The organism is Photobacterium arenosum (genome assembly GCF_014841115.1).
GTDB classification, from domain to species: Bacteria; Pseudomonadota; Gammaproteobacteria; order Enterobacterales; family Vibrionaceae; genus Photobacterium; species Photobacterium arenosum.
In genome coordinates this window covers 1-21,055 of sequence record NZ_JACYTP010000022.1, presented here as the reverse complement: position 1 = coordinate 21,055, position 21,055 = coordinate 1, and the positions used below count along the sequence as shown (strand labels likewise).

9 protein-coding genes and 4 pseudogenes are annotated in these 21,055 nt (G+C 41.9%); 10 read left to right on the top strand and 3 right to left on the bottom strand.

Going from position 1 to position 21,055, the window contains the following annotated elements:
• Positions 1-323 (bottom strand): annotated as a pseudogene (locus tag IFO68_RS21275) (transposase); the annotation flags it as partial.
• Between IFO68_RS21275 and IFO68_RS21960 the strand changes: the two are divergent.
• Positions 301-1,014 (top strand): annotated as a pseudogene (locus tag IFO68_RS21960) (MFS transporter); the annotation flags it as partial. The pseudogenes IFO68_RS21275 and IFO68_RS21960 overlap by 23 nt on opposite strands.
• A gap of 6 nt (positions 1,015-1,020) precedes the next feature.
• Complete coding sequence (locus IFO68_RS21955; protein ID WP_336510293.1) at positions 1,021-1,431, top strand: MFS transporter; 411 nt, start codon at positions 1,021-1,023, stop codon at positions 1,429-1,431.
• 325 nt (positions 1,432-1,756) lie between these two features.
• Here the strand turns inward: IFO68_RS21955 and IFO68_RS22200 are convergent.
• Positions 1,757-1,898, bottom strand: a pseudogene (locus IFO68_RS22200) (IS3 family transposase); the annotation flags it as partial.
• A 504-nt stretch (positions 1,899-2,402) separates the two neighbouring features.
• Between IFO68_RS22200 and IFO68_RS21265 the strand changes: the two are divergent.
• From IFO68_RS21265 to IFO68_RS21230, 8 genes are all read left to right on the top strand, one after another.
• Positions 2,403-3,641 carry a cytochrome P450 gene (locus tag IFO68_RS21265; RefSeq protein WP_192017781.1) on the top strand — a complete coding sequence of 413 codons (1,239 nt, stop codon included), beginning with the start codon at positions 2,403-2,405 and terminating at the stop codon, positions 3,639-3,641.
• 33 nt (positions 3,642-3,674) lie between these two features.
• Positions 3,675-4,358 (top strand): DUF6875 domain-containing protein, encoded by a 684-nt coding sequence (locus IFO68_RS21260; RefSeq protein WP_192017780.1) that lies wholly within the window; start codon positions 3,675-3,677, stop codon positions 4,356-4,358.
• 196 nt (positions 4,359-4,554) lie between these two features.
• Complete coding sequence (locus IFO68_RS21255) at positions 4,555-5,787, top strand: MFS transporter (RefSeq protein ID WP_192017779.1); 1,233 nt, start codon at positions 4,555-4,557, stop codon at positions 5,785-5,787.
• A gap of 50 nt (positions 5,788-5,837) precedes the next feature.
• Entirely contained in the window at positions 5,838-6,998 is a 1,161-nt protein-coding gene (locus IFO68_RS21250) for a condensation domain-containing protein (RefSeq protein WP_192017778.1), read from the top strand.
• A 24-nt stretch (positions 6,999-7,022) separates the two neighbouring features.
• Positions 7,023-8,753 carry a non-ribosomal peptide synthetase gene (locus IFO68_RS21245; protein ID WP_192017777.1) on the top strand — a complete coding sequence of 577 codons (1,731 nt, stop codon included), beginning with the start codon at positions 7,023-7,025 and terminating at the stop codon, positions 8,751-8,753.
• A gap of 115 nt (positions 8,754-8,868) precedes the next feature.
• A complete protein-coding gene (locus IFO68_RS21240; RefSeq protein WP_192017776.1) occupies positions 8,869-15,081 on the top strand; it encodes an AMP-binding protein in 6,213 nt (2,070 codons plus the stop codon).
• Between the two features lie 9 nt (positions 15,082-15,090).
• Positions 15,091-17,244: a beta-ketoacyl synthase N-terminal-like domain-containing protein gene (locus IFO68_RS21235; RefSeq protein WP_192017775.1), complete on the top strand. Its 2,154-nt coding sequence runs from the start codon at positions 15,091-15,093 to the stop codon at positions 17,242-17,244.
• A gap of 89 nt (positions 17,245-17,333) precedes the next feature.
• Positions 17,334-20,528 carry a non-ribosomal peptide synthetase gene (locus tag IFO68_RS21230; protein ID WP_192017774.1) on the top strand — a complete coding sequence of 1,065 codons (3,195 nt, stop codon included), beginning with the start codon at positions 17,334-17,336 and terminating at the stop codon, positions 20,526-20,528.
• Between the two features lie 134 nt (positions 20,529-20,662).
• Here IFO68_RS21230 and IFO68_RS21225 read toward each other — a convergent pair.
• Positions 20,663-20,930, bottom strand: a pseudogene (locus IFO68_RS21225) (integrase core domain-containing protein); the annotation flags it as partial.
• Positions 20,931-21,055 lie beyond the last annotated feature (125 nt).

The window sequence follows — 21,055 nt, the reverse complement described above, 5'->3', positions numbered from 1 at the left end:
GGAACTGGCGTTGGTGCTCAAGCATGAATTTGAATCGGCTTACTTTTGATTCTTCGCGAAGTAGGTGGCCGCCTTTTTTAGTATGGCTAAATCCTCTGCTTGATCAGCCAGTTGGCGTTTGAGTTTTGCAACTTCAGCGGCCAACTCAGCTTCCCGTTGGCTGGTATTGGACTTTTCTCAACGGCAGTACGCCAGTTATAGATTTGCGATTCATAAATTTTGAGCTGCCTGGCTGCTTCAGCAACGCCAACACGTTCAGACAGTTTCAGGGCTTCAGTTTTGAATTCAGCGGTATAGGTCTTGCGGGGCTTTTTGGTTGTCATATTCACCTCGATAAGTCATTTTACTCACTTAACGCGGTGTCCAAAAGTATTGGATCAGATCATCTTGGGGGGCAAGCTTTCTGACGCACACGGCCACAAGAATATTATGGTCATCGGTGAGCTGCTCGGCGCCTTCGTTCTCATCGCCTGTGGCTTCTTTGCCGAGGATCATTTCGTTGCACCGGCACTCTTGTTCCTGGGATACTTTTTCATCGGAGTCGCGCTGCCAGCGAGTAACGCTCTTGTCGCCGATCACTCCAATCCAGGCAACCGCGATGCCGTCATGTCGCTAAGCTATCTTGCTTACAATCTCGGTTCGGGGGTTGGTCCAGTGATCGCAGGATATCTCTTCTAGAATCACACCGAGTGGGTTTACTGGGGGAACGGCCTGGCCATTCTCGTCGGAATACTTGTCGTTGCTTTTTATGTCAAGGATAAGACTCCCCAGGTTGAAGACGAGCACGAGGTCTCAGAGCTGGAAAAGAGTACCGATGGGAATGTCTGGTCGATCCTGAAAGAACGTCCTCGCCTTCTCGTGTTTGGGGTCTTGTGCACCCTGCTCTGGTTCACGCTCAACCAGATGACGATGACGAGCCCTCTCTATTACAGCCACGTCTTTGATAAAGAAGGTGCCATTCTGTTTGGTCAGCTCATGACCTTTGCCAGCATTGCTGTTGTGCTGATCACGCCCGCTCTGATGAGAATGACCTCCAATCACTGCGAGCTGAATAGCTTGGCTATTTCAGGGGTTCTATTTGTCGTCGGTTATGGCCTAGTCGTTTCCTACGCGACCATACCGATGCAGTTTTTCGCGTGGTTTTTCCTTTCTGCTGCGGAGGTACTGCTTCTAACCAAAGAGGGCGTCTACATTGCCAATCAGTCTCCTGCGAGCCACCGGGGAAGAATCAGCGGCACTTTGCTCACAATTAGAAACATTGGGCTCATGCCAACATACATGTTTATGGGCGCCTTTATACAAGATTTCGGCTACGAAAGTGCCTGGATTCTCATTATCGGAGCGTCTAGCTTGGCTGCGTTCTCATTCTGGCTGTTGTACTTACAGCAAAAAAGGGCCTCGCAATTAAATAAGATAGAAAGTGTCTCGTAATTCGTGCCTGTTTAACAAATCGGGATAGCACCATCGGGTCTTGCCTTGAATCTCACTGACGGCAAGACCTTCTTTCCTCCGGCGGCAACCACTTTCCCACAGAAATGAAGGTTACTTGCAAGACCTTGAAGACAAGATAACCACCGACTTAACTGACCACAGTCCAGAACAAACCAGCAATAGTAAGAGCGCTATCGTGCAAAAGCGGTTTACTTCAAAATGTCGTTTGCTCTCTTCAGCTCTGATTCTCTCGTTCAAACTCTTTGAGCCTGGCGGTGGCGTCAGAAATGGTCCCTGGCCTGTGCTTCCATTTTGTTTATCTGGGCTCTCAGGGGTCTGGTGCAGACTATCTTACTGGCCACGGACTGAATAGTCGCACACCGTGATGAGTGCTCATTGTCAGATGTAGGAATCATTCGTACCGCGCGCTTGCGGACTTCTGGGGAGTACATGATTCTTCTGCGCATTGGCTAATTCCCTCAAGAAAGCTGGCCTGCGACTAACCCGGGGTGATTCATTTCTCTCGTTCAACATGTTGGCTCCATGGCCGTCCAAGAAGGGCAACTATGCCTGATGTAAGCTAAGCATTGGTTAACATCCTGTACACGACAAGCACCCAAATATAACAATTGTTACAATAAGTTCTTTTACATATGGATTTATTGTTCTATAGTGCCGATATGAAAATTGATGCTATGTAAACAGTTGCTTACTTTTGTGGGTCGCCATGCAGATATCGAATACAGAAAAACATAAACCCATCCCTGGCTCGAAGGGTCTGCTTTTGCTCGCTGTTTGAGATGTAGCATCTATAAGGAATACTTATTTATGCAGGCTAGAGTCCAGATCGCTGAAAGCTATTCATCCAATAACTTTGCTCATAAGGTCAAAGAGAATCTTGCGTTTTCTGTGACCCCAGCACCTTGGCTTTTTAAGCTATCTTATAATGTTTTAAAGAGAGTGTGGTAAATATGAAAATCTTAAGTCTCAAATACGAGTTTATATTTTCCCTGCTTCAGCAAAAAGGTTACTATTTTTTTAAAAAGCAATCTGTAAAAGCAGTTGAGCAGCAGAGCTTTAAATTTGGAAAACGACGAATTTACCTTATTCATGATGCCGAGATGATAAGGTCGGCTTTTAAAGTCGGTAAAAGATTGCATAGAGAACCATTAAAAAAAATCATTGGCAACGGGCTTTTTTCTGAAGAAACAAATTCTGAGAGTAGAAACAGAAGACGAAAAATACAAGAGAAGATAAAAAGTGGCACGATTAGTTATGTCAACGACTGTATTGCTAAGAATTATCAGAATTTCAAATTAACTGGACTGCAGGAAAAATCTATTGTCACAAGGTTACAACACCTAAGTATTGAAACTAATGTGGATATAGTATTATCCCCCGCGACCTATACTGAGAAGAAAGAGTTATGCGATGCAATTTCAATTATCCTCGAATATATTGAATATGAATTATTTTCAAGAATAAAAATAGGATGGGGAAAAAAGAAACGATTCAATGATGCAAAAGCATGTATTGATGAATACGTGGGAAGAAAGATCTTACAACCTGAGCTAGTATCAAAAGATAGTTTATTGGGTTGTCTTCTATCACTTTACAACGAAGAAGAATTAGATGAACAACAAGTAATTGATGAGGTTCTTTCTTTCCTAGGAAGTGGAGTAGAAACAGCCGGGATCATGCTCGTCTGGATTGCCAAATGTTACCTTGATTATCCACAACAAGCAGAAGTGCTTAGAGCTGAGTTAATTGAACAACAGTTGGATTGCCGCACAGCACTTTCCAACAAGAAATTTTCCAATTACGTTATGGAAGTCTTGCGACATTATCCAGCAGCCTGGGCGATGATTAGATATATCGAAGATGATCAGATTTCAGGGGTTGAAGCAGACTCATTTGTTTGGCTTTCTCCGTGCGTTACTCATTTTGACCCACGGTATTGGGAGGAGCCAGAATCGTTCATGCCAGATAGGTTTGACTCCCAATACAATAAGAATGCCTACTTCCCATTCTCTCAAGGTACGCATAAATGTTTTGGTGAGTATCTTGCAATGAATCAAATGAAAGCATTTGTTTATCACTGTACGACAAAACTTGACATACAAAACAGTAATATATGTGTTGATGGGTATTCATCAAAACTTGCATTGGCACCAAAGAAAATAACTGGAAGATTAGTGGAAAAAGCGTGAAATGTTATTGTATTTACTTAATGCAAGTAGTAAGTGAATATTAATCCAACCCTAATGAATAGATTGGCGATAGTTGATATGCTGTTAGAAGATACATATATTTGCTCAAGAGAAGATAGTAATATCGAAAAAAATAATCTAATTAAAGATTGGATGCTTAATTATATCGGAGAACCAAGTGAACACATAAATCGTATTGGAGCAATATGCCCATTTGTAAAGAAAGCACATAACTCTGACTCCATATACTTGGTTCAGTATGATGCAAAAAATCAAGGGTTCGAAGAGTATAGGTCAGAAATGTGTAAGTTAATCGACCTTTACAGAAAGAAAGAGTTAGAGCTACCACATGAAAAAAGGGAATTATTTAGTATTGTCGTTATAATTAACGACCTTTCCAAAGAGAACTATTCAAAATTCATTGATGATTTACACTATTCATGCCGACTGGAATTTATGAAAGAGGGGCTAATGCTTGGAGAGTTCCATCCCCACTCTAGGAAACCTTCCGCTAGAAATGAGAACTTTCATCCACTGATAAGTCCCATACCATGCTTTGCACTAAGAAAAATCACCTCTCATGATATTTTATTTATCAATCATGATGGTGACGCCGTAGAAAAGCGCAAAGAAGAGCTTAACCTTTATATTGAAAAGAATGGTTTCGTTGGCAAAAAGGCAGATGTCTTTTATAAAAAAATAAAAGAATTGGGTTGAGTCAATGATAAATCATTTAACTAACAAAGTTATCCATTGGGTGAATGGGATTGGAAGAACTGTGGCTATATGTCGATTTCAAGCATTCAATGGACAGACCATCAAGTTGGTTGAATGAACTATTTCATGGAAGCATGATTGAACAAAAACCAAACGTCAAACTTAAGAAAAAAGCACTTGAATGTAAGGATGTTGCGTGAGAAGAATTCCACGACAAATAAATTTTTTATTTGTATTTAATGGTCTGTCAATCCTTGGCAATGCAATAACCGAAGTAGCAATCCCCTGGCTGATTCTTGAAATATCAGGAAGTCCATTATTAGTAGCTGGAATCATGTCAGCGAAAATTTTGCCTGTGATGTTGTCAGTTTTCTTTAGTGCACAACTAGTCGATAGGTATAGTGCCTACCGTGTATCCGTGATATCTGACATGGTCAATTTTGTCAGTGTCCTATTGATACCAGTGTTCTTTGTAGCTGATGTTCTGGATTTCTATCTCTTAGCGCTACTCCTGTTGTTTTCTACAATACTAGATTCCCCAGGTCGCTTGGCTAAGGATGTAATTTTAGCAAAAGAAATCACACAAACTAAAAGTGAAAACGAGCTAATCAACGGGGTTAATAGCACAATCGAAAATGTCTGCGATCTCATAGGGCCTGTAATAGCATCGCTGATCATTGCTACTTTTGGGGTCGTAAATGCCCTTTACTTCGATGCGATTAGTTTTCTGGTTGTCGCCTTGGGGTTGATCATTTTGAAGAAGCACTTCACTTCTTGCATAGACAAAGGAACTATAGCATCTTTTCCAGGAAAGGAATATATATTTGACTCGGTTAAATACATCATAAAAAACAATGATATTCTATCAATACTTATATTGAGTGCTATTGTTAACTTGGTTGTCACCCCATTTTTATTGGTATATCTACCTTACTTGAATAAAGTTACGTACGATTCGATACTGAGCTTAGGTATATCCATGACAGTGTTTGGAACTGGGACAACCCTAGCATCTCTGGGGTATGGAATTATAGCAAAAAGATATTCGAGTGAACGAATAATACTACTTGGTTACACACTGCTTCTTGTATGCTTTATTATTTTAAACCAAATACAAAACCAATATCTTCTGTTCACAACGCTATTCTTTATCGGTATGAGTGTCGGCATGACTGGCCCAGTAGAAGTTACGATGATCCAAAAACGAGTGGATGAAAAAATGTTTAGTCGTGTAATGACAATTTTCTCTTCGGTCAGATTTTTGTTTGTGCCTGTTGGGTATCTTTTAGTTGGAGTTTCTCTAGAAACTGAACTAGCAATTGGTGTCCCCTACATCCTTGCTTGTATCGTCGGGTTAGGCTTACTTTCTTACTTATTGATATCGAGAAGAAATTTAGTAAGTTCCTCGAAGATAAATGACTTTCAGTAAAAAGTAGAAATCATCTTACTAACATTTACTAATTGAAAACTATTACCAACATGAATTTGACAGTCTTACAACGCAGAATGTGGTGGCTCAATGAACTCAACCCAAAGGCTGCGGGATTCAATATTCCTGTGCTTCTTGAGTCCTCCACAGAACCTTCGACTGATTGGCTAGAAAACTTAACGAGTACCATCGTAAGCTTAAATGTAGCCAACTACGTCCTAAAAGACTCCCCTCGCCTGGCATGGGAGAAGATACTGACCAATACCTTTGCTATCGATAGAATTGCCAATGACAGTGGATGTATTGAGACAATATTGACTCGGCTAGCAAGACATCACTTTGACCTGAGGAAAGAGCCTCCGCTTAAAGTCACTCTAGTGAAGACGAAAACTAAGACATATTTGATGTTTGTCTTCTGTCATATTGTTTTCGATGGCTCAGCCGCTGCAATGTTTATCAATAGTCTCGCGAAAACGACACAAAATGAACTGACTTACTTAACAGGAGCAAAGACCCAGCCTGTTGACACCCAATCTTCTTCAACAGAGAGAAATGGTTTCGAACATTGGATGGAACAATTCGCGAATCTTGAGCAAGGCCTTCTTTCTGATTATAAAACAACGGACGATGAAGTCGCTATATTTGATATACCAGACCAACTGCTCACAAAAAGTAGAGGTTTTTGTCGTAGGCAAAAAATAAGCCTGTCTACGCTATTGCTCTCAGTATGGGCAGAATGGCTTCTTCGTCAGTTAAGCCAACCTTTTGTGACGATTGGCACAGCTTTCGAGAATCGGAATGCTACGCAAAAGAGGTATGCGTTAGATCTCTATGTATCTATATACCCCCTGGTAATATCTAACGCTTCAATTGACCAGTTAGAACTGCAGCTAGAAACTGCGAAGCAGATGCCTCAAGTACCATATGAACAACTTGCTGAAACAGAGGCATATTCAGATGTCAAGCGCTGGTTTGATTGCTTTTATGGCTTTCACCATTGGCCAAAATCTGAATTGAATATTCAAGGTTCAACCTGGTCCATATGTGCCTTCACACAAGGTATCTCAAGGTACCCCCTGTCATTTGATGTTTTTTTATTAGGAAAAAGAGGTTTGTTCAAGATCGAAAAAAACATCAACATCTTGGGATTAGAAGCCAGAGATATCTATGAGCAACTTCTAGAAATCTTAAAGAATAAAATTAAATCATAGAAAGAAGATATATAGGAACACACAATGATATTGAATGAATTACTGACTCGTATGAATTGCTACGAAAATAAGTTAGCCGTCATTGATGAACAAGGTCATTATACCTACAAATCTCTGAATGATCGCATCAATAATATTGCATCGTCCATTCACGTTTTAGAACATAAACCAAAGTACATCGCTGTCTTTCTGCCAGGAAGTTTCCAATTTTTAGCGGGAGCACTAGCGACTGTTTTTTCAGGGATCAGTTACATACCAGTCGATCCGAATATCGGAGCGAGCCGCTTAAAGCAAATTCATGAGCAAACAAATTGTTTAGTACTTACTAGTTCTAAGTTTCGCCATGTAGTACCCGAAGGTATTGAATGTATAGACATTGAAAAAACTGAAACGCCTCAGGAGTGGCCTGTCAGTTCAAGACAAGGTCAAGAGTGCCTATACACCATCTTTACTTCTGGTACGACGGGAAAACCAAAAGGTGCACAGGTTCATGTAAGTGGCGTTGATAATTTGCTTGATTGGTATACGAAGGAGCTAAATATCACACAAGATGATGTGGTATTGATCCCTTCGTCAATTGGGTTTGACCTGACGCAGAAGAATATGTTCTCCGCGTTAAGTACTGGCGCTTTGTTGGTCTTTCCGGAGTTATCCCCTTTTGACCCTGTCTATATACGTAATTTAATTGCAGAGCACAGAGTAACTAAATTTAACTGTACACCTTCCACGCTTAGTTTGATATCAGACACTAATGTAAAGGAATACTTCTCCAGTCTAGATACGGTTGTATTGGGTGGAGAACAAATAGCGGTTACAGTGATTGAACACCTACACGAACTAAACCCCAATATACGCTTTATGAATTCCTATGGACCGACAGAATGTTCAGATGTTGTATGTTTTCATTGGATTACTGCCGAGTCGATTAGATCACAACAAGATATTCCTATAGGTAAAAATATCCCGAATACTCGTTTGGAACTCGAAAATGTCTTTGAAGATGATACCGGCAGAGAGCTCGGTGAAATCGTGATTAAAGGTGAGCCAGTTGGGCTTGGCTATCTCGATCAAAGCCGCAACAGTAATTTTGACTTGGCATCATCCGAGCGTTCCTATCGAACCGGTGATCTTGGATATTTCGAACATGGTCAACTGATCTACAAAGGCCGAATGGATAGACAAGTAAAGTTCAACGGTTGTCTCGTTAATCTAGCTGAAATTGAATACTGTCTTCTTTCTCACGAGGCAATTATCAATGCCTTTGTATCACTAGATGAATCTGGAAAAACGCTCGTAGCTTGGTACCAGTTGAAGGAAGATATGATTGTTCCACAACATCAGGTAACCGAGTATCTTGAAAAAGAGCTTCCTACCTATATGCAACCGAACAAGCTCCTTTGTAAAGATTCTTTTCCGTTGAACCAAAATAACAAAGTAGATGCTACAAAGCTTCTTGGTGAACTGCATTCAGGTCTTCCGGCGAAGCCGCTTGAGACTACAAGCGCAACTGAACAGTTCATTTTTTCGACGATCAATGAGCTTACCAAGGAGCAAGTTACCTCGAAGACGCAATCGCTGTTCGATTTAGGTATGAGTTCTTTGCAAATGGTACAGCTGCTTAATCGTATTAACCGGAAATATGACCTGGCTTTAACGCCAAGGGATTTGTTCGGACTTCAAAATGTTGGGGATGCTATCAGTTTTATAGACTCTAAAAAAGTCGAGGATCTCGACTTGAATACTCTGATCATTTAATACGAATTAGCCAGTTAGCAGAAAATGCAAGTTTTCTGCGCTTTCTTTTTCAGTTCATTTTGAAAAAGTTAGCTTATGACCAACGATTTATCCGTGACTTAAAAGGGTTTTAAATATGTTATCAAATTGGTTAAATGCGAATGAGATTATAGGCTCACTACGACGGAAAAGTCTTGATGTACGTGTCATGGCTAATGGCGATCTGAAAATCATTGGCGAAGGGAATTTAGGAACAGACGAGATTTCTGAAATCAAATCATTAAAACCTTATATCCGGGATATTCAGTCGAACATTCAGAGAAAGCAGTCCATTGATACGGAAAAATATCTGTTAGAAGACTTTGAAGACGCTTTTGATGTGACTCCACAGCAGCGACAATTGCTTTCACTAAAAAATAACTACTCCCATGACTTTTCATATTACATTCCGCTAGTCCTGAAATTCGAAAATATAGGACAAGCATCACAGGCTCTTGATAAACTCTCTACCTATATACATCACTTTCCTGCAAGTAAGAGATGTTTTCGATCCGACGAAACAAGATACAAACTTAGAAATGATGCTGCTCATCGACCTAAGCAGACTGATTATTCCTGTTGTCGTTCAGACTTAGAGTCATATATAGAAAAAATAATTTACCGTCCATTTGATCTTGGTGAAAGCCTTATAAGATTTGGACGAATTGTGACAGAAGAAAACGACTGTTTTGTTTACTTTGTTTGCCACCATATCATTGCTGATGGTTGGTCTCTTGGGAACATGTTGGCTGCTATCTTCACGGATAGCATGTCAGCTGATCAGTCACACCACCTCAATTATGCCTTATTGAAAAACGACAGAACTGAACTGTTAAAAGATAACCAGAAAAAATTCTGGGAAAGTTATTTAGAGCAGTCTGAAATATCATCGAATTTGCCCCTTCAACATTCGACTCAGCCTGTGATTGAGTCAATCTCAAGTCAGAAGAGTCTTCGTATCGAAGGTGAGCTCTATCATAACCTTATCAAAAATGCTCATGCTTTGGGGGTGAGCAAATACTCTATGATGGCGTTCATACTGTCGACGTCAATTTATTACTTTACACGAAACCCTGATGTTCACTTTGTCACGACATATGCGAACCGTGAGGATTGTTTGATCGAATCAGCATTTGATTTTATCGTTGAGTCATTCATCGTACGTAATCAGGTTGATATTGAGAAGACCGTCGGCATGGCTATTGATGAGATAGCGAAAAACCTATCGCTAGTTCAAGAGTTCGCAGATTTTCCAATTCTCGAGGAATACAGAAAAATCGTTGGGGGGAATACTTCAAATACTGACCTAGATGTCATGTTTAGTTATCAGAATTTCCCATACGATTTATCATTAATTGGAGCTGAGTTAGTTCCAATCAAGAAGCGATATAGTAAGGTACCGATTTCGATAGAGGTGTTTGAAGGGCAGAATCTGATTGATATACGTTTCGATTTTGCTGTGAGTCGTGTGAACGAAAATCATGCAAGGCAATGGGTGGACTATTGGCAACATTGCATCGAGAAACTAGCAGCGGTAGACGACCCATTTAACCTTCGCTTGGTTGATATTTTGACGACTGGTAAAGAGCCAGAGATTGTAGGAAAGCGGTCTTCGGTAGAACAACGATATATTCAAGAGATCATTGCTGAGTCGTGTTCGACCTATGCGTCTGATGTTGCAATTGTGGATCATCAGAATACGCTCACTTATGGGGATTTGTCGGGTTTGGTGAGGAAATTTAGTCCTCAACTGAAGCCTTCCGGCTACATCATTTTCTTATCAAAATCTCATCGTTTACATGTGGCTATGCTTTCCGTTCTTGATGCGGGTGGGCATTTTGTCTGTATTGACCCAGCTGACAGTGATGAAACATTATCCTCAAAAATCAGATTGGCGTCGGATTTTGTTGTTCTCACTGAAAGGTCATTGAGCCAAAGGGTGCGCAAATGTACCTCCGAATTAGTGATATATGAATCTTTATTAGATTCAAGTGCTGCCATGGCTACCGATTGGTCAAGACGGCCTTATGCAAGAAAAATCATGTATGGTGTATTTAGCTCCGGTACGACTGGTAATCCTAAACTTTCACTCAACTACCATGATTCTTTTTTAAATTTGTTAAGGCACTTTGAAACACTAAGTCCACAAAATAAAGACACCTTTATTCTGGGCTCTCCCGCGTTCGACACTGTATTAAAGAATACCTTTCTTCCGCTCCTCTCTGGGGGGAAAGTTTTCATTTATGATTATCCGATCTTCGATGTACAGCAAGTGTTGAATGACATCTTTCATAGTGATGTGTCCGTCCTCAATTCTGCATATTCGCTCATGAGTACTTTGTTTGATGACACACAGGCTAAGCAAAAACTATCCAAAATAGAAAAAATAATTATAGGTGGTGAGATTTGGAGTCTCGACAAGATTAAAAAGAATCATGTGTTACCCGAGACATGCGAGGCGATTAACTCATATGGTCCATCAGAAACCGCTGATATCGTTTTAACTGGTGTCTGTAGCGCCTATTCAAGTTTAAAGGCTCCACCACTGATCGAAGCACTCGCTGGTTGCAGTGTTTCGGTGGTTGATGACAATCTACAACCGATGCCGTATCACTGTAAGGGGCAGCTTCTGATCAGCGGCTTGTGCGTTGGTGCGGGGTACACTCAGTCTTCGTTGACGAAAGAGAAATTTATTGATTTTGAGGAAAAACCTTCTTATCTAAGCGGTGATGTTGCCGAAATTACCCAAGATGGTGAGGTTATCATTCATGGCAGGGTTGATGACCAGATCAAAGTCAATGGGATTCGCGTTGAGCTTGCTGGCTTAGAAGTGCAAATACAGCGAGCCACTCACCCATATAAAATTGCTTTGCGAGCTTTCAACTCGCATACAATGGGTACTTACATTGTTTGTTATTATCTCTCTGCAAACCCGTCATTGGATATTGACACAATCAAAGCCGAATTGACTAAAAGTTTCTCACCGGAATTGTTACCGAGGTATTGGGTTGAATTAGATGCCTTTCCTCTCTCGATCAATGGAAAACTAAACAGAAAAGAGCTCCCAAAACCCGACTTGGAGCCGCATCGGACTGTAGAACCAGAAAATATCATGGGGTTCATCCAGAATGACTTGGGTATTCCAATTACCAATGAGTCGGACGACCTGCTGGCACACGGCGCAGATTCAATAAAAATGAACCGCTTAAAAGCACAACTTGAGCAGCTGTACGGCCGTCAGTTTACTCTTGGAAACATGTATGACACACCAAACCTACAAGCCATTCTTGCTCATCACCCAGCACCTTTGGAACAGAAGTTGCCGAGTCTCGATAAGACAGTACTCTCCGCTTCGGAAAAGCAATTCCTGTTTTTAGAAGCAAATCAGAGCTCTAATCGATACCATATTTGTGGTGCTTTTCGGTTTTTAAAGAAATTTGAACCATCTCAAGTTAAGAGAGCACTTGCTGAATTGATAAAAGCAACGGAGACGTTACGGCAGCAATACGATGATGCCAGCCTAAGAAAGCAGGTGATAGGCCTAGATGAGGCTTTGTGGCCACAAGAGTGGTATGAATCAGGAAAGATCAATTTCAGTGACTTCTGCAATCACAAAGAGATTCACCTGAATACAGGCTTGCCCATTCGATTTTGGGTGACGGATTCTGGTTGTGGGCAGTATGTCGATGAGCTGTTTATCAAGGTTCACCATATCGCTGTTGATGAGTACTCATTATCACTCATCATCGATAAGTTTGTTGCAATTTTAAGTGGGCAAGAGACTGACTTCGACGCCCTAAAGGCCTGGCCTGCTGAGACCAAAGCACAGTTGTCCAATTGGATACATCTTCAAGAAATCATGCCGATTAACTTCCAGAGGGGGGAGTATACTGCGACGAACGTTGAATACCAACTTGACACGGTTTATGCAACAAAACTGAAGGAAGTATCCTGCCAATTTGGTGTCACAGAGTTCAGCGTCATGATGAGTATATTTGGTTATGCGCTAAATATGGTCAAGGGAGTCGGTGAGTTCGCTGTTGGCACCCCTATCTCGGTGAGGGATACGACAGAGTTGCTTGATACAGCTGGTTGTTTTATCAATACACTTCCGGCACATATTAAAATCAAAGAAATCTCTGACTTTTCGACACTGGTGCTGCAAACGCATCGCGAATTGGCGAGGTTGCAACAGCTGAAATATACTCCTCTCATTGATATCAAGTCCTGCCTTAAGGCGGATCACGACCTCTTCAATGTCATGTTAGTGAGGCATCAGAGTGAGCTGATGGGAAGCCACGAAGCCAAGAGCTTGTTGGAACCCACCCATCAGTTTAGCTCTCCTCCGCGGCTCGATCTGACTTTACACTACACTCCCAGTGAGAAGGGCGTTCATTTGAATTATGAGTACAGTCATAATATCAACCCTGGCGAGATTGAAGTGATTCATCATGCGATATCCATGATATTTGATGAAATGATATTGCATGCCTCAAATAAGCAGCTGTGTGATGTAAGGCTGCCAAGCAGTGCTTATTACAAGCCTATGAATCAGCCTGTCCTGGACATTGTCGATTGTATTGTTTCCCATGCGAAAAAAACACCGAACGCAATTGCACTGCACAACTATCTAGAAAATCAGATGGTCAACTACCAAGAATTGTATTTTGACATGGCTGCAATTTCTTCAAGATACGATGCACACTTAGACTCCGGTGTGGTAGCGATCTTAGATTCTAATCCGATGAATGTTATTCGGTTAATGCTAGGTGCACTTTATTCAGGGAGAGGCTTTGTAGTTCTAAAACCAGAGGATCCAGCTGCACGTCGAGCCAAACTAGTTGAGCAAAGCGGATGCGTTGGTGTTGTTTCACTCAATCAATATTCTGATTGTATTCAGATAACTTATGATGAAGACACCGTCATTTCAGACCAGCCGTGTGCTCGTGAGGATAAAACAGCTTATCTGATTTTCACATCCGGCAGCACTGGTGAGCCCAAAGGCGCAGTTATCCAGTATGACACTTTATGCTTCTCGACGACGTTGCGCTATCACATGTATCAACAACAAATGCGGCGTTTTTTACTGCTAAGTCCGCTTACGTTTGACAGCGCTTATGCAGGTCTATTTGGGACTCTGGTTTCGGGTGGCACACTATTACTCCTCAATGAATCCGAACGGCGTTCTCCTCAGGCGCTGATCAACATCATGAGCAATGCCGCGCCTACGCAAACATTAATGACCCCTTCACTATATCGCTTAATGCTCGATCTACCACGCTTCTCTCATCATCTTGACTCGATCATTCTTGCGGGCGAAAGGTTGACTCAAGACTTGGTTGATAGTCACTTTGCTCGATTTGAAAGGACGCAGCTATTTAATGAATATGGGCCAACCGAGAATACGATTTGGTCTTCTGTGTATGAATGTATGCCGCATGCACAGCCACAGCATGTCCCGATCGGCAAAGTACTAGATGGAATGAAAGCAGTCGTCATGGATGAAGAAATGAATGCGGTCCCCTATGGCCAAAAAGGACAGCTCTATTTGGCAGGGGCTGGTTTGTTCAAGGGGTACATAAACAGTGATGCGAAGGAATCTCTTGTATGGCTTGATTTGTTCGATGAGCCTGAAAGATTTTACGCGACGGGTGATTATGTAACCATGGACCCCAACGGGATGCTCCATTTTGACTCACGCTCGGTTGAATTTATTAAAATAAGAGGCTACCGGGTATCTCCATCAGAAATCGAGCACTGTGTTCTCGGTATTGACGGCGTGAACGATGTAAAAGTTCTCGTAGAAAATGCTTCCTTGATGGCGTTTGTTGTATCTGATTCGATTAGTGCAACAACCGCAAGGGAGCACTTAAAAGCACACTTGCCTGACTATATGGTACCTCACCGCATTTATATCACCGACAGTATGCCTTTAAACCGAAACGGTAAAATCGATACGGGGCAACTGAAGGAGAAGTACCTGGCTCCAGAGCATATCAATAGCGAACCTTTAGAGCCCAAGTTCAATCAGTTAGTGTCAAATGTTCTTGGTAATTACGATATTAACCCTGACCGCTCTTTCTTCGAAAATGGCGGTAACTCCTTGCAACTCATGCAGCTATCCGCTGCGCTTGATGATGAGTACCAGAAACAGTTCCCAATTACACAACTGTATCAGCAACCAACCCTACGACATATACAACAATTCATTGCTCAATTGTCGGGTGAGTCGACCATTCATGTCGCCCATGAGGTCACGCAAACCAGGGCTTCAAGGCGTTCAAATAAACTAACGAAAAGAAGGATGTGAGTTAGGTTTATGATGTTTACAGAATACGATATAGCAATTTGTGGTATGGCTTTTTCACTACCCGATGGCATCAACTCTCCCAGTAAGTTTCGTGATTTGCGGCAGAAAAATGCTTCTGTCATTCGGGATTACCGATCAGAGTTTGACTCTTCATCTGATCAAGAGCTGTTTCATTGTGGTTTCATTGATGAGCTTTACCTCTTCCCATACAAAGAATTCGGGTTGTCAAAGAAACATGCTGCGATGATGGACCCGCAGCAGAGAATGCTTCTGAAGTTGTCAAAGCATGCCTTACTTGACGCGGGTTCTCATACAATAAATCCGGGGAACAGGACGGGCTGTTTTCTATCGAGCGGAATCAATTATTATCTGTTGGATAATATACTTAAACATGGCACAGAACGCCTTGAGATGGATATAAGTAGTATTATGCGTCTCAATGACAGCTCTTTCACATCGACGAGGGTTGCAAATACACTTGGACTGCAGGGACCAGCAATGACCGTCCAGTCCGCCTGCTCATCATCACTGAGTGCTGTGCATTTGGGTTGTCAATCCTTGTTATCCGGTGAGTCGGATCAAGTTCTCGTTGGTGCATGCTCCTTGTTACTGCCCCAACATCGTCGCTTTATCGCTCGAGAGGAAGATATTTTATCGAATGACGGGAGTTGCCGCCCGTTAGATATGGCTGCAACGGGAACTGTGGCTAGTTCTGGCGGCGCTGTTTTCTTGTTAAAACCGGCCTGCGTTGCAGCCGAACAGGGTGACAAGATTTATGCGGTGATTAAAGCCACAAGCATGAACAATGATGGTGGCGGAAAAACAAGCTTTGGTGCGCCTTCCATTTTTGGCCAGAAAACTGTCATGGAGGAGGGGCTTGCTCTAGCAAATCTAAAAGCTAGTCAATTGAGTTATCACGAGCTTCACGGCACTGCGACATTATTAGGTGATGTGATTGAGATGGAAAGCACCTCAAGCGCATTTCAACTTTCTGAAACTGATAGCGTCGCACTGGGGGCAATCAAGTCCCAAATCGGCCATACAGATACCGCATCGGGAATGTTTGGTATTTTAAACTGTATCTACAGCCTTGCCCATCAAACCGCGCACCCGATTGCTAACTTCAGCCAATTCAATCCCAAATTGGTGTCCTTTACTTCGGGGTTTTCAGAACCGGGCAAAGAAGTATCTTTATCAAACTCTGAAGAGGATACATTGTATGGCTCGGTCAGCTCATTTGGCATTGGTGGGACGAATGGTTTTGCCGTCATCGCTGTCAACTCCCAATGCACGGGTTTTCATACAGATTATAAGCCCCAGCAGTGGTCCAATGAACAAGAATGCCTTGTTCCGATCCAACCAGCAGAAAATCAAGAGGCAGGTTCATCGGGCACTGACAAGCATGAACCTGTGAATTACCTCACTGAATCGACGTTGCTTAAGATTTTGGAGGAGTTGCTAGAGGAAGAAATCACAGATGACTCCGTTGGTTTTTATGATCTCGGTGGCGATTCAATCCTCCTCTTGGATTTTATCGATATTATCAAGAAGGAAACCGGTACAAAACCAGCATTACGAGAGATGGTTGAATCACCTTCGATCAAAGACTTGCTCCAGTATGCCATCAATATTCAAAAAATAGAGCCCAAGACTTCTAGCGAGGACTCAGATGGCATCGGTTCAAATGACATCGCCTCGAAGAATAGCCAAATAACACAAATGGCGCTGAATGAGCAGCAAAAGCGACTCTGGCTTTATTCAAAGATGCACCCGGACTCGGATGCTATGAATATCGCAAACATCTTTGAGATTGGAAGCTGTGTATCTGCTTGTGAACTGCAGGAAATATTAGGTAATTGGATCGCACGGCACCCGATATTAAATTGTCATATTGCGGAAAACCAAGGTGAGCTTTATTGGGAAGTCAATGAGACTGCAATAGAAGCTTCCGTATCGCCTAAAGCCAGCAAGCCCGTTGCAATTGGTAAAATGAAGCGAGAGTTACTTTTACCTTTGTGCATTGATGGCAAGCTATCCAAGCTCATGTTGCATGAGATCAAAGGTGGGTGGCTCATTGGCTTTTGTATCCATCACGCAATCATTGATGGCATACAGCTGAGAAGTATGACTGCAGAACTACGCAATGATTTTGGCATCAATTAATCGATTTTGTTTTACGAGAGATTATTATGAATTTTGGAACATGCAAAAGTTACTTTCATTTGAGTGCTAGCTCTCACGATAGCTACTCTATGTTTGTCAAGCTCATGACCCATGTTGCAAGTGGCATGGGTTACATTCTTGGTAAAGATGCCCCTGTGGCCGCCTACGCATTCAATAACGGTGATGACCAACAAGGAATTAATTTCTCTGTTGCGAGCCATGCAACCAAGGTCTTTGAGAGCTTTAGCGATGAATCAGTGAAAGCCGCATATGCAGCAAACAACAAAACGATGTTGATGGCTATTACTTCTCCACAGCAAGTACCGCCCAGCGAAGTCGATTTTTTTATTGGCTATGAAATGAACAAGCCGCTGGAAGGCATCAAAGAACACTCTCTATTACCGCGACAAGGCCAGCATAAGATAACCGCTTATTTTAGGCAGCAGCTTCATTCTTTAGAGTTAAATATCTCTTTCGACACGCGTTTGGTTCATGGCTCGCAAGTTACTGAGTTGTTGAAATGCCTCCGGAGCTCCTTGTCTATTGCTGAGGTGGCTGAGCAAGTTGCAATACTGAATGGAGAGTTCCTAGACGAAGTATTTGCAACTGAAACCCTATCGTCACAGCTTCAATTTGCATTTGAACGATATTCAAATTGCCAAGCCTTAGTTTCTAGAAACGACGTCATCACTTATGAACAACTCAATTGCGATTCATCGCAGCTTTGCCGTTATATCAGACAGAACCAATTGTCTCAAACCGATGTACTAGCCATTGAGGCTTCCACAAAACGCAATACTGTGACCGCCATCTTATCGGCTCTGAAGCTGGGAAAACCTTTTGTCATTATTGAGACCGACGATATCAATAAAAGGCGCAAGCATATCCTGTCAAATTTCAATACGCCATTGATAATTAATGATGCATTGATTGACGCGGCCTATGAGAACGCAGAAAAGCCATACCAACTGGAGCCGTTTTTTCCTGCTTCACCCGATGATATCGTATGTTATACCTTTACATCAGGGACAACGGGTAAACCGAAAGGGATCGCAATCAAGAGTATTTCCTTGCTGAACAATATCCTTAATCGGCATAAAGAAATCTGTATTTCACCCAAAGATACTGTATTACATAATATTTCTTTTACTTTCGATCCGTCTCTCTGGCAACTTTTCGGCGCGCTGAGCTTTGGTGCGCGTCTTGTTTTGCAAGAAACATCTGAGGTTCTGGACGCATCACTTACTTTTCAGCTGATCACTGGTTATCAAGTCACCATCACCGATTTTGTCCCATCGGTGCTTCTTAAGCTTGTCGAGAATCAACCTGAGAATGTCCGACTGGATACTCTGCGCGTACTTTATGTGGGTGGGGAAGTATTTACACCTTCTTTATTGAAAACAATCCGTGAGATTTGTGATGCGAGGGTTTTTAATCAGTATGGACCTTCGGAATGTACGATTGATAGTCTTTCCAGTGAAATTAAAGTATCAAACGGAAGCATAAACATTGGTACGCCCATCGCTAATTCATTCATGATGATTGTGGATGATAATGATCAACCTGTGAAAACCGGAGATGTTGGCGAGCTTGTTATTGGTGGGATCAACCTTTGTGATGGGTATCTTGACGCCTCTCTAAACGCCACAGCGTTCTTTGACTATAACGGTGATAGATATTATCGCAGTGGTGATTACTGCCTGGTTAATGCAGATCAACAAGTTGAATTTATTGGTAGAAAAGATCGGCAAGTCAAAATTAATGGTATTCGTGTTGAGCTTGAAGAGCTAGAAAGCCGGGTGACATTACTTGAGTGTGTAGATTCTGCTTTCGCAGTTATTCATGATGATGCCCTATCGATTTACGTCAAGTTTGCGCAATCAAATCCGGATAATGATGCAATTCAACTCGTTCGAGAATCTCTGCCTAGAAATATCTCAACAGCCAAGATTAATACTTTATCTCAAGTGCCATTAACGACTTCGGGTAAGCCAAATTTATCGAGGCTTGATGAGTTTGTTCTCGCTGACACGGCAACAGAGGAGCAGCAAAGCGTGGCTGTGTCAGATGAGCTAGTTCAGCGAATAATGTCATTGTTTTGCCGTGTATTAAAAATCAATGCGGTACATGAACACGACAACTTTTTCGCATTAGGTGGCAGTTCTCTCCAGATTATTGATTTACTTCTTGCAATCAAATCATCGGAGGGGGCTGAAGTAAATGTTCCGGATTTTATTCATACCCCTACCCCTACTCATCTTGCACGACTATTGGCTTCGCCGAAGAAGTCCTCCACGGCATTGGAGTCTCTTCCAAAGCGACTTTCTATGAGCAATGAAATGCGGCTTCTTGAGAAAGAGTATTCACTCGATTCCCGTTTACATCGACTGTTCTTCTCAGTCACCTGCTGTAACTCCGAGTTTGAGTCGTTTAAAGAAAGACTCACTAATCTAGTTCAACAGACCTCAATTTTTAGATATAGTCTAAGCGATGAGACTGATTCTATTCATTTGGTTTACACCAGTGAACTCTCAAATTTATCTGTAAAAGGTCAGAACTTCGTAGATGAAGCAAATGACTTACTTGATAATAAGTGGAGAAATGGACATGCCATACCATTATTCAGCTTAATTACTAGTGAAACAGAAGATTCCTTATTCCACTTTTATATACACAGGGGAATATTTGATGGTTACACGGCCCGTATATTCAGTGATTTTATCGCTGATAAATCCCCCATCATAAGCAATGATTATGTTAAGTATATTCAGGAAAGCACTGATCCAGGCAGGGTCATTGGCTACCGAGAGTCCGCAAGGTCTATTATTTTTGATTTTCAAAATATACTTGAGAATAAACAAAGAGACTCAGGTTTAAAAACACTCAATGAAACTAGCTTTGATTCTAGCTTACAGCAGACTTTAGTTACGATTTGGGAACATTGGCAAACAGAAAAACCCGAAGAACCATTATATGTTGGAGTGTTGACAAATAACAGGATAGATACCCAGGAAATGTCATCTATTGGTCGTTATGTCAATATTGTACCTCTGATAATTACACAGGATTCTGATATCGATCAGGTATCCAAATATATTTCATCATGGACTACACCCTTCTATTACTACCAAGAAGAGTTGGATAATATAACCAAGAAAGAAATCATTTTTGATATCTTGATTAATCAAGATATCAGCGGATTTGATTCTCAACATCAGGTTATTTCTTATTCGCAACCTCAAAATTTAAATCATCTCTCTAATGAGGTAGTATGTATTAAGTAAGCCAGTTACAGTTCCCCCGCGATTAAGGGGGAACTGTAATAATGACGAATCAACTATATGTTTAAATTTGCGTAATATAATAGCTGTTGCCTTTCTTGCCCGATGGTGACTAAGCTACAATGCCCACTTCCCCTTCAGCGAGACAATTCGAACCTAGAGGTTTCCAGTTGCCTGCGGCATTGAGCCGGAGGAATATTGAGTATTGCCTACGCTCTCGTGTGTGCGCTCTTCGTGGTCATCGCACCTCCATCCCCAAGCCATATCCCGAACCTGCTCGAGCGATTCGAACAAGCAGGCACTCAAGAACCCGCGGCGAATTGACCCGTCGAAGCGTTCTACAAAGCCATTCTGCTGAGGTTTTCCTTGCTGGATATAAACCGGCTCGATGTTATGAACCTCACACCTGCGTATTCCGGTCCATGCTGAACACTCATTCCGGTCCAATGTGAACACCCATTCTGGTTTAACGTGAACACCCATTCCGGACTCAAGATGAACGCTTTTGCTCACCTTTCCGGAATCACTGT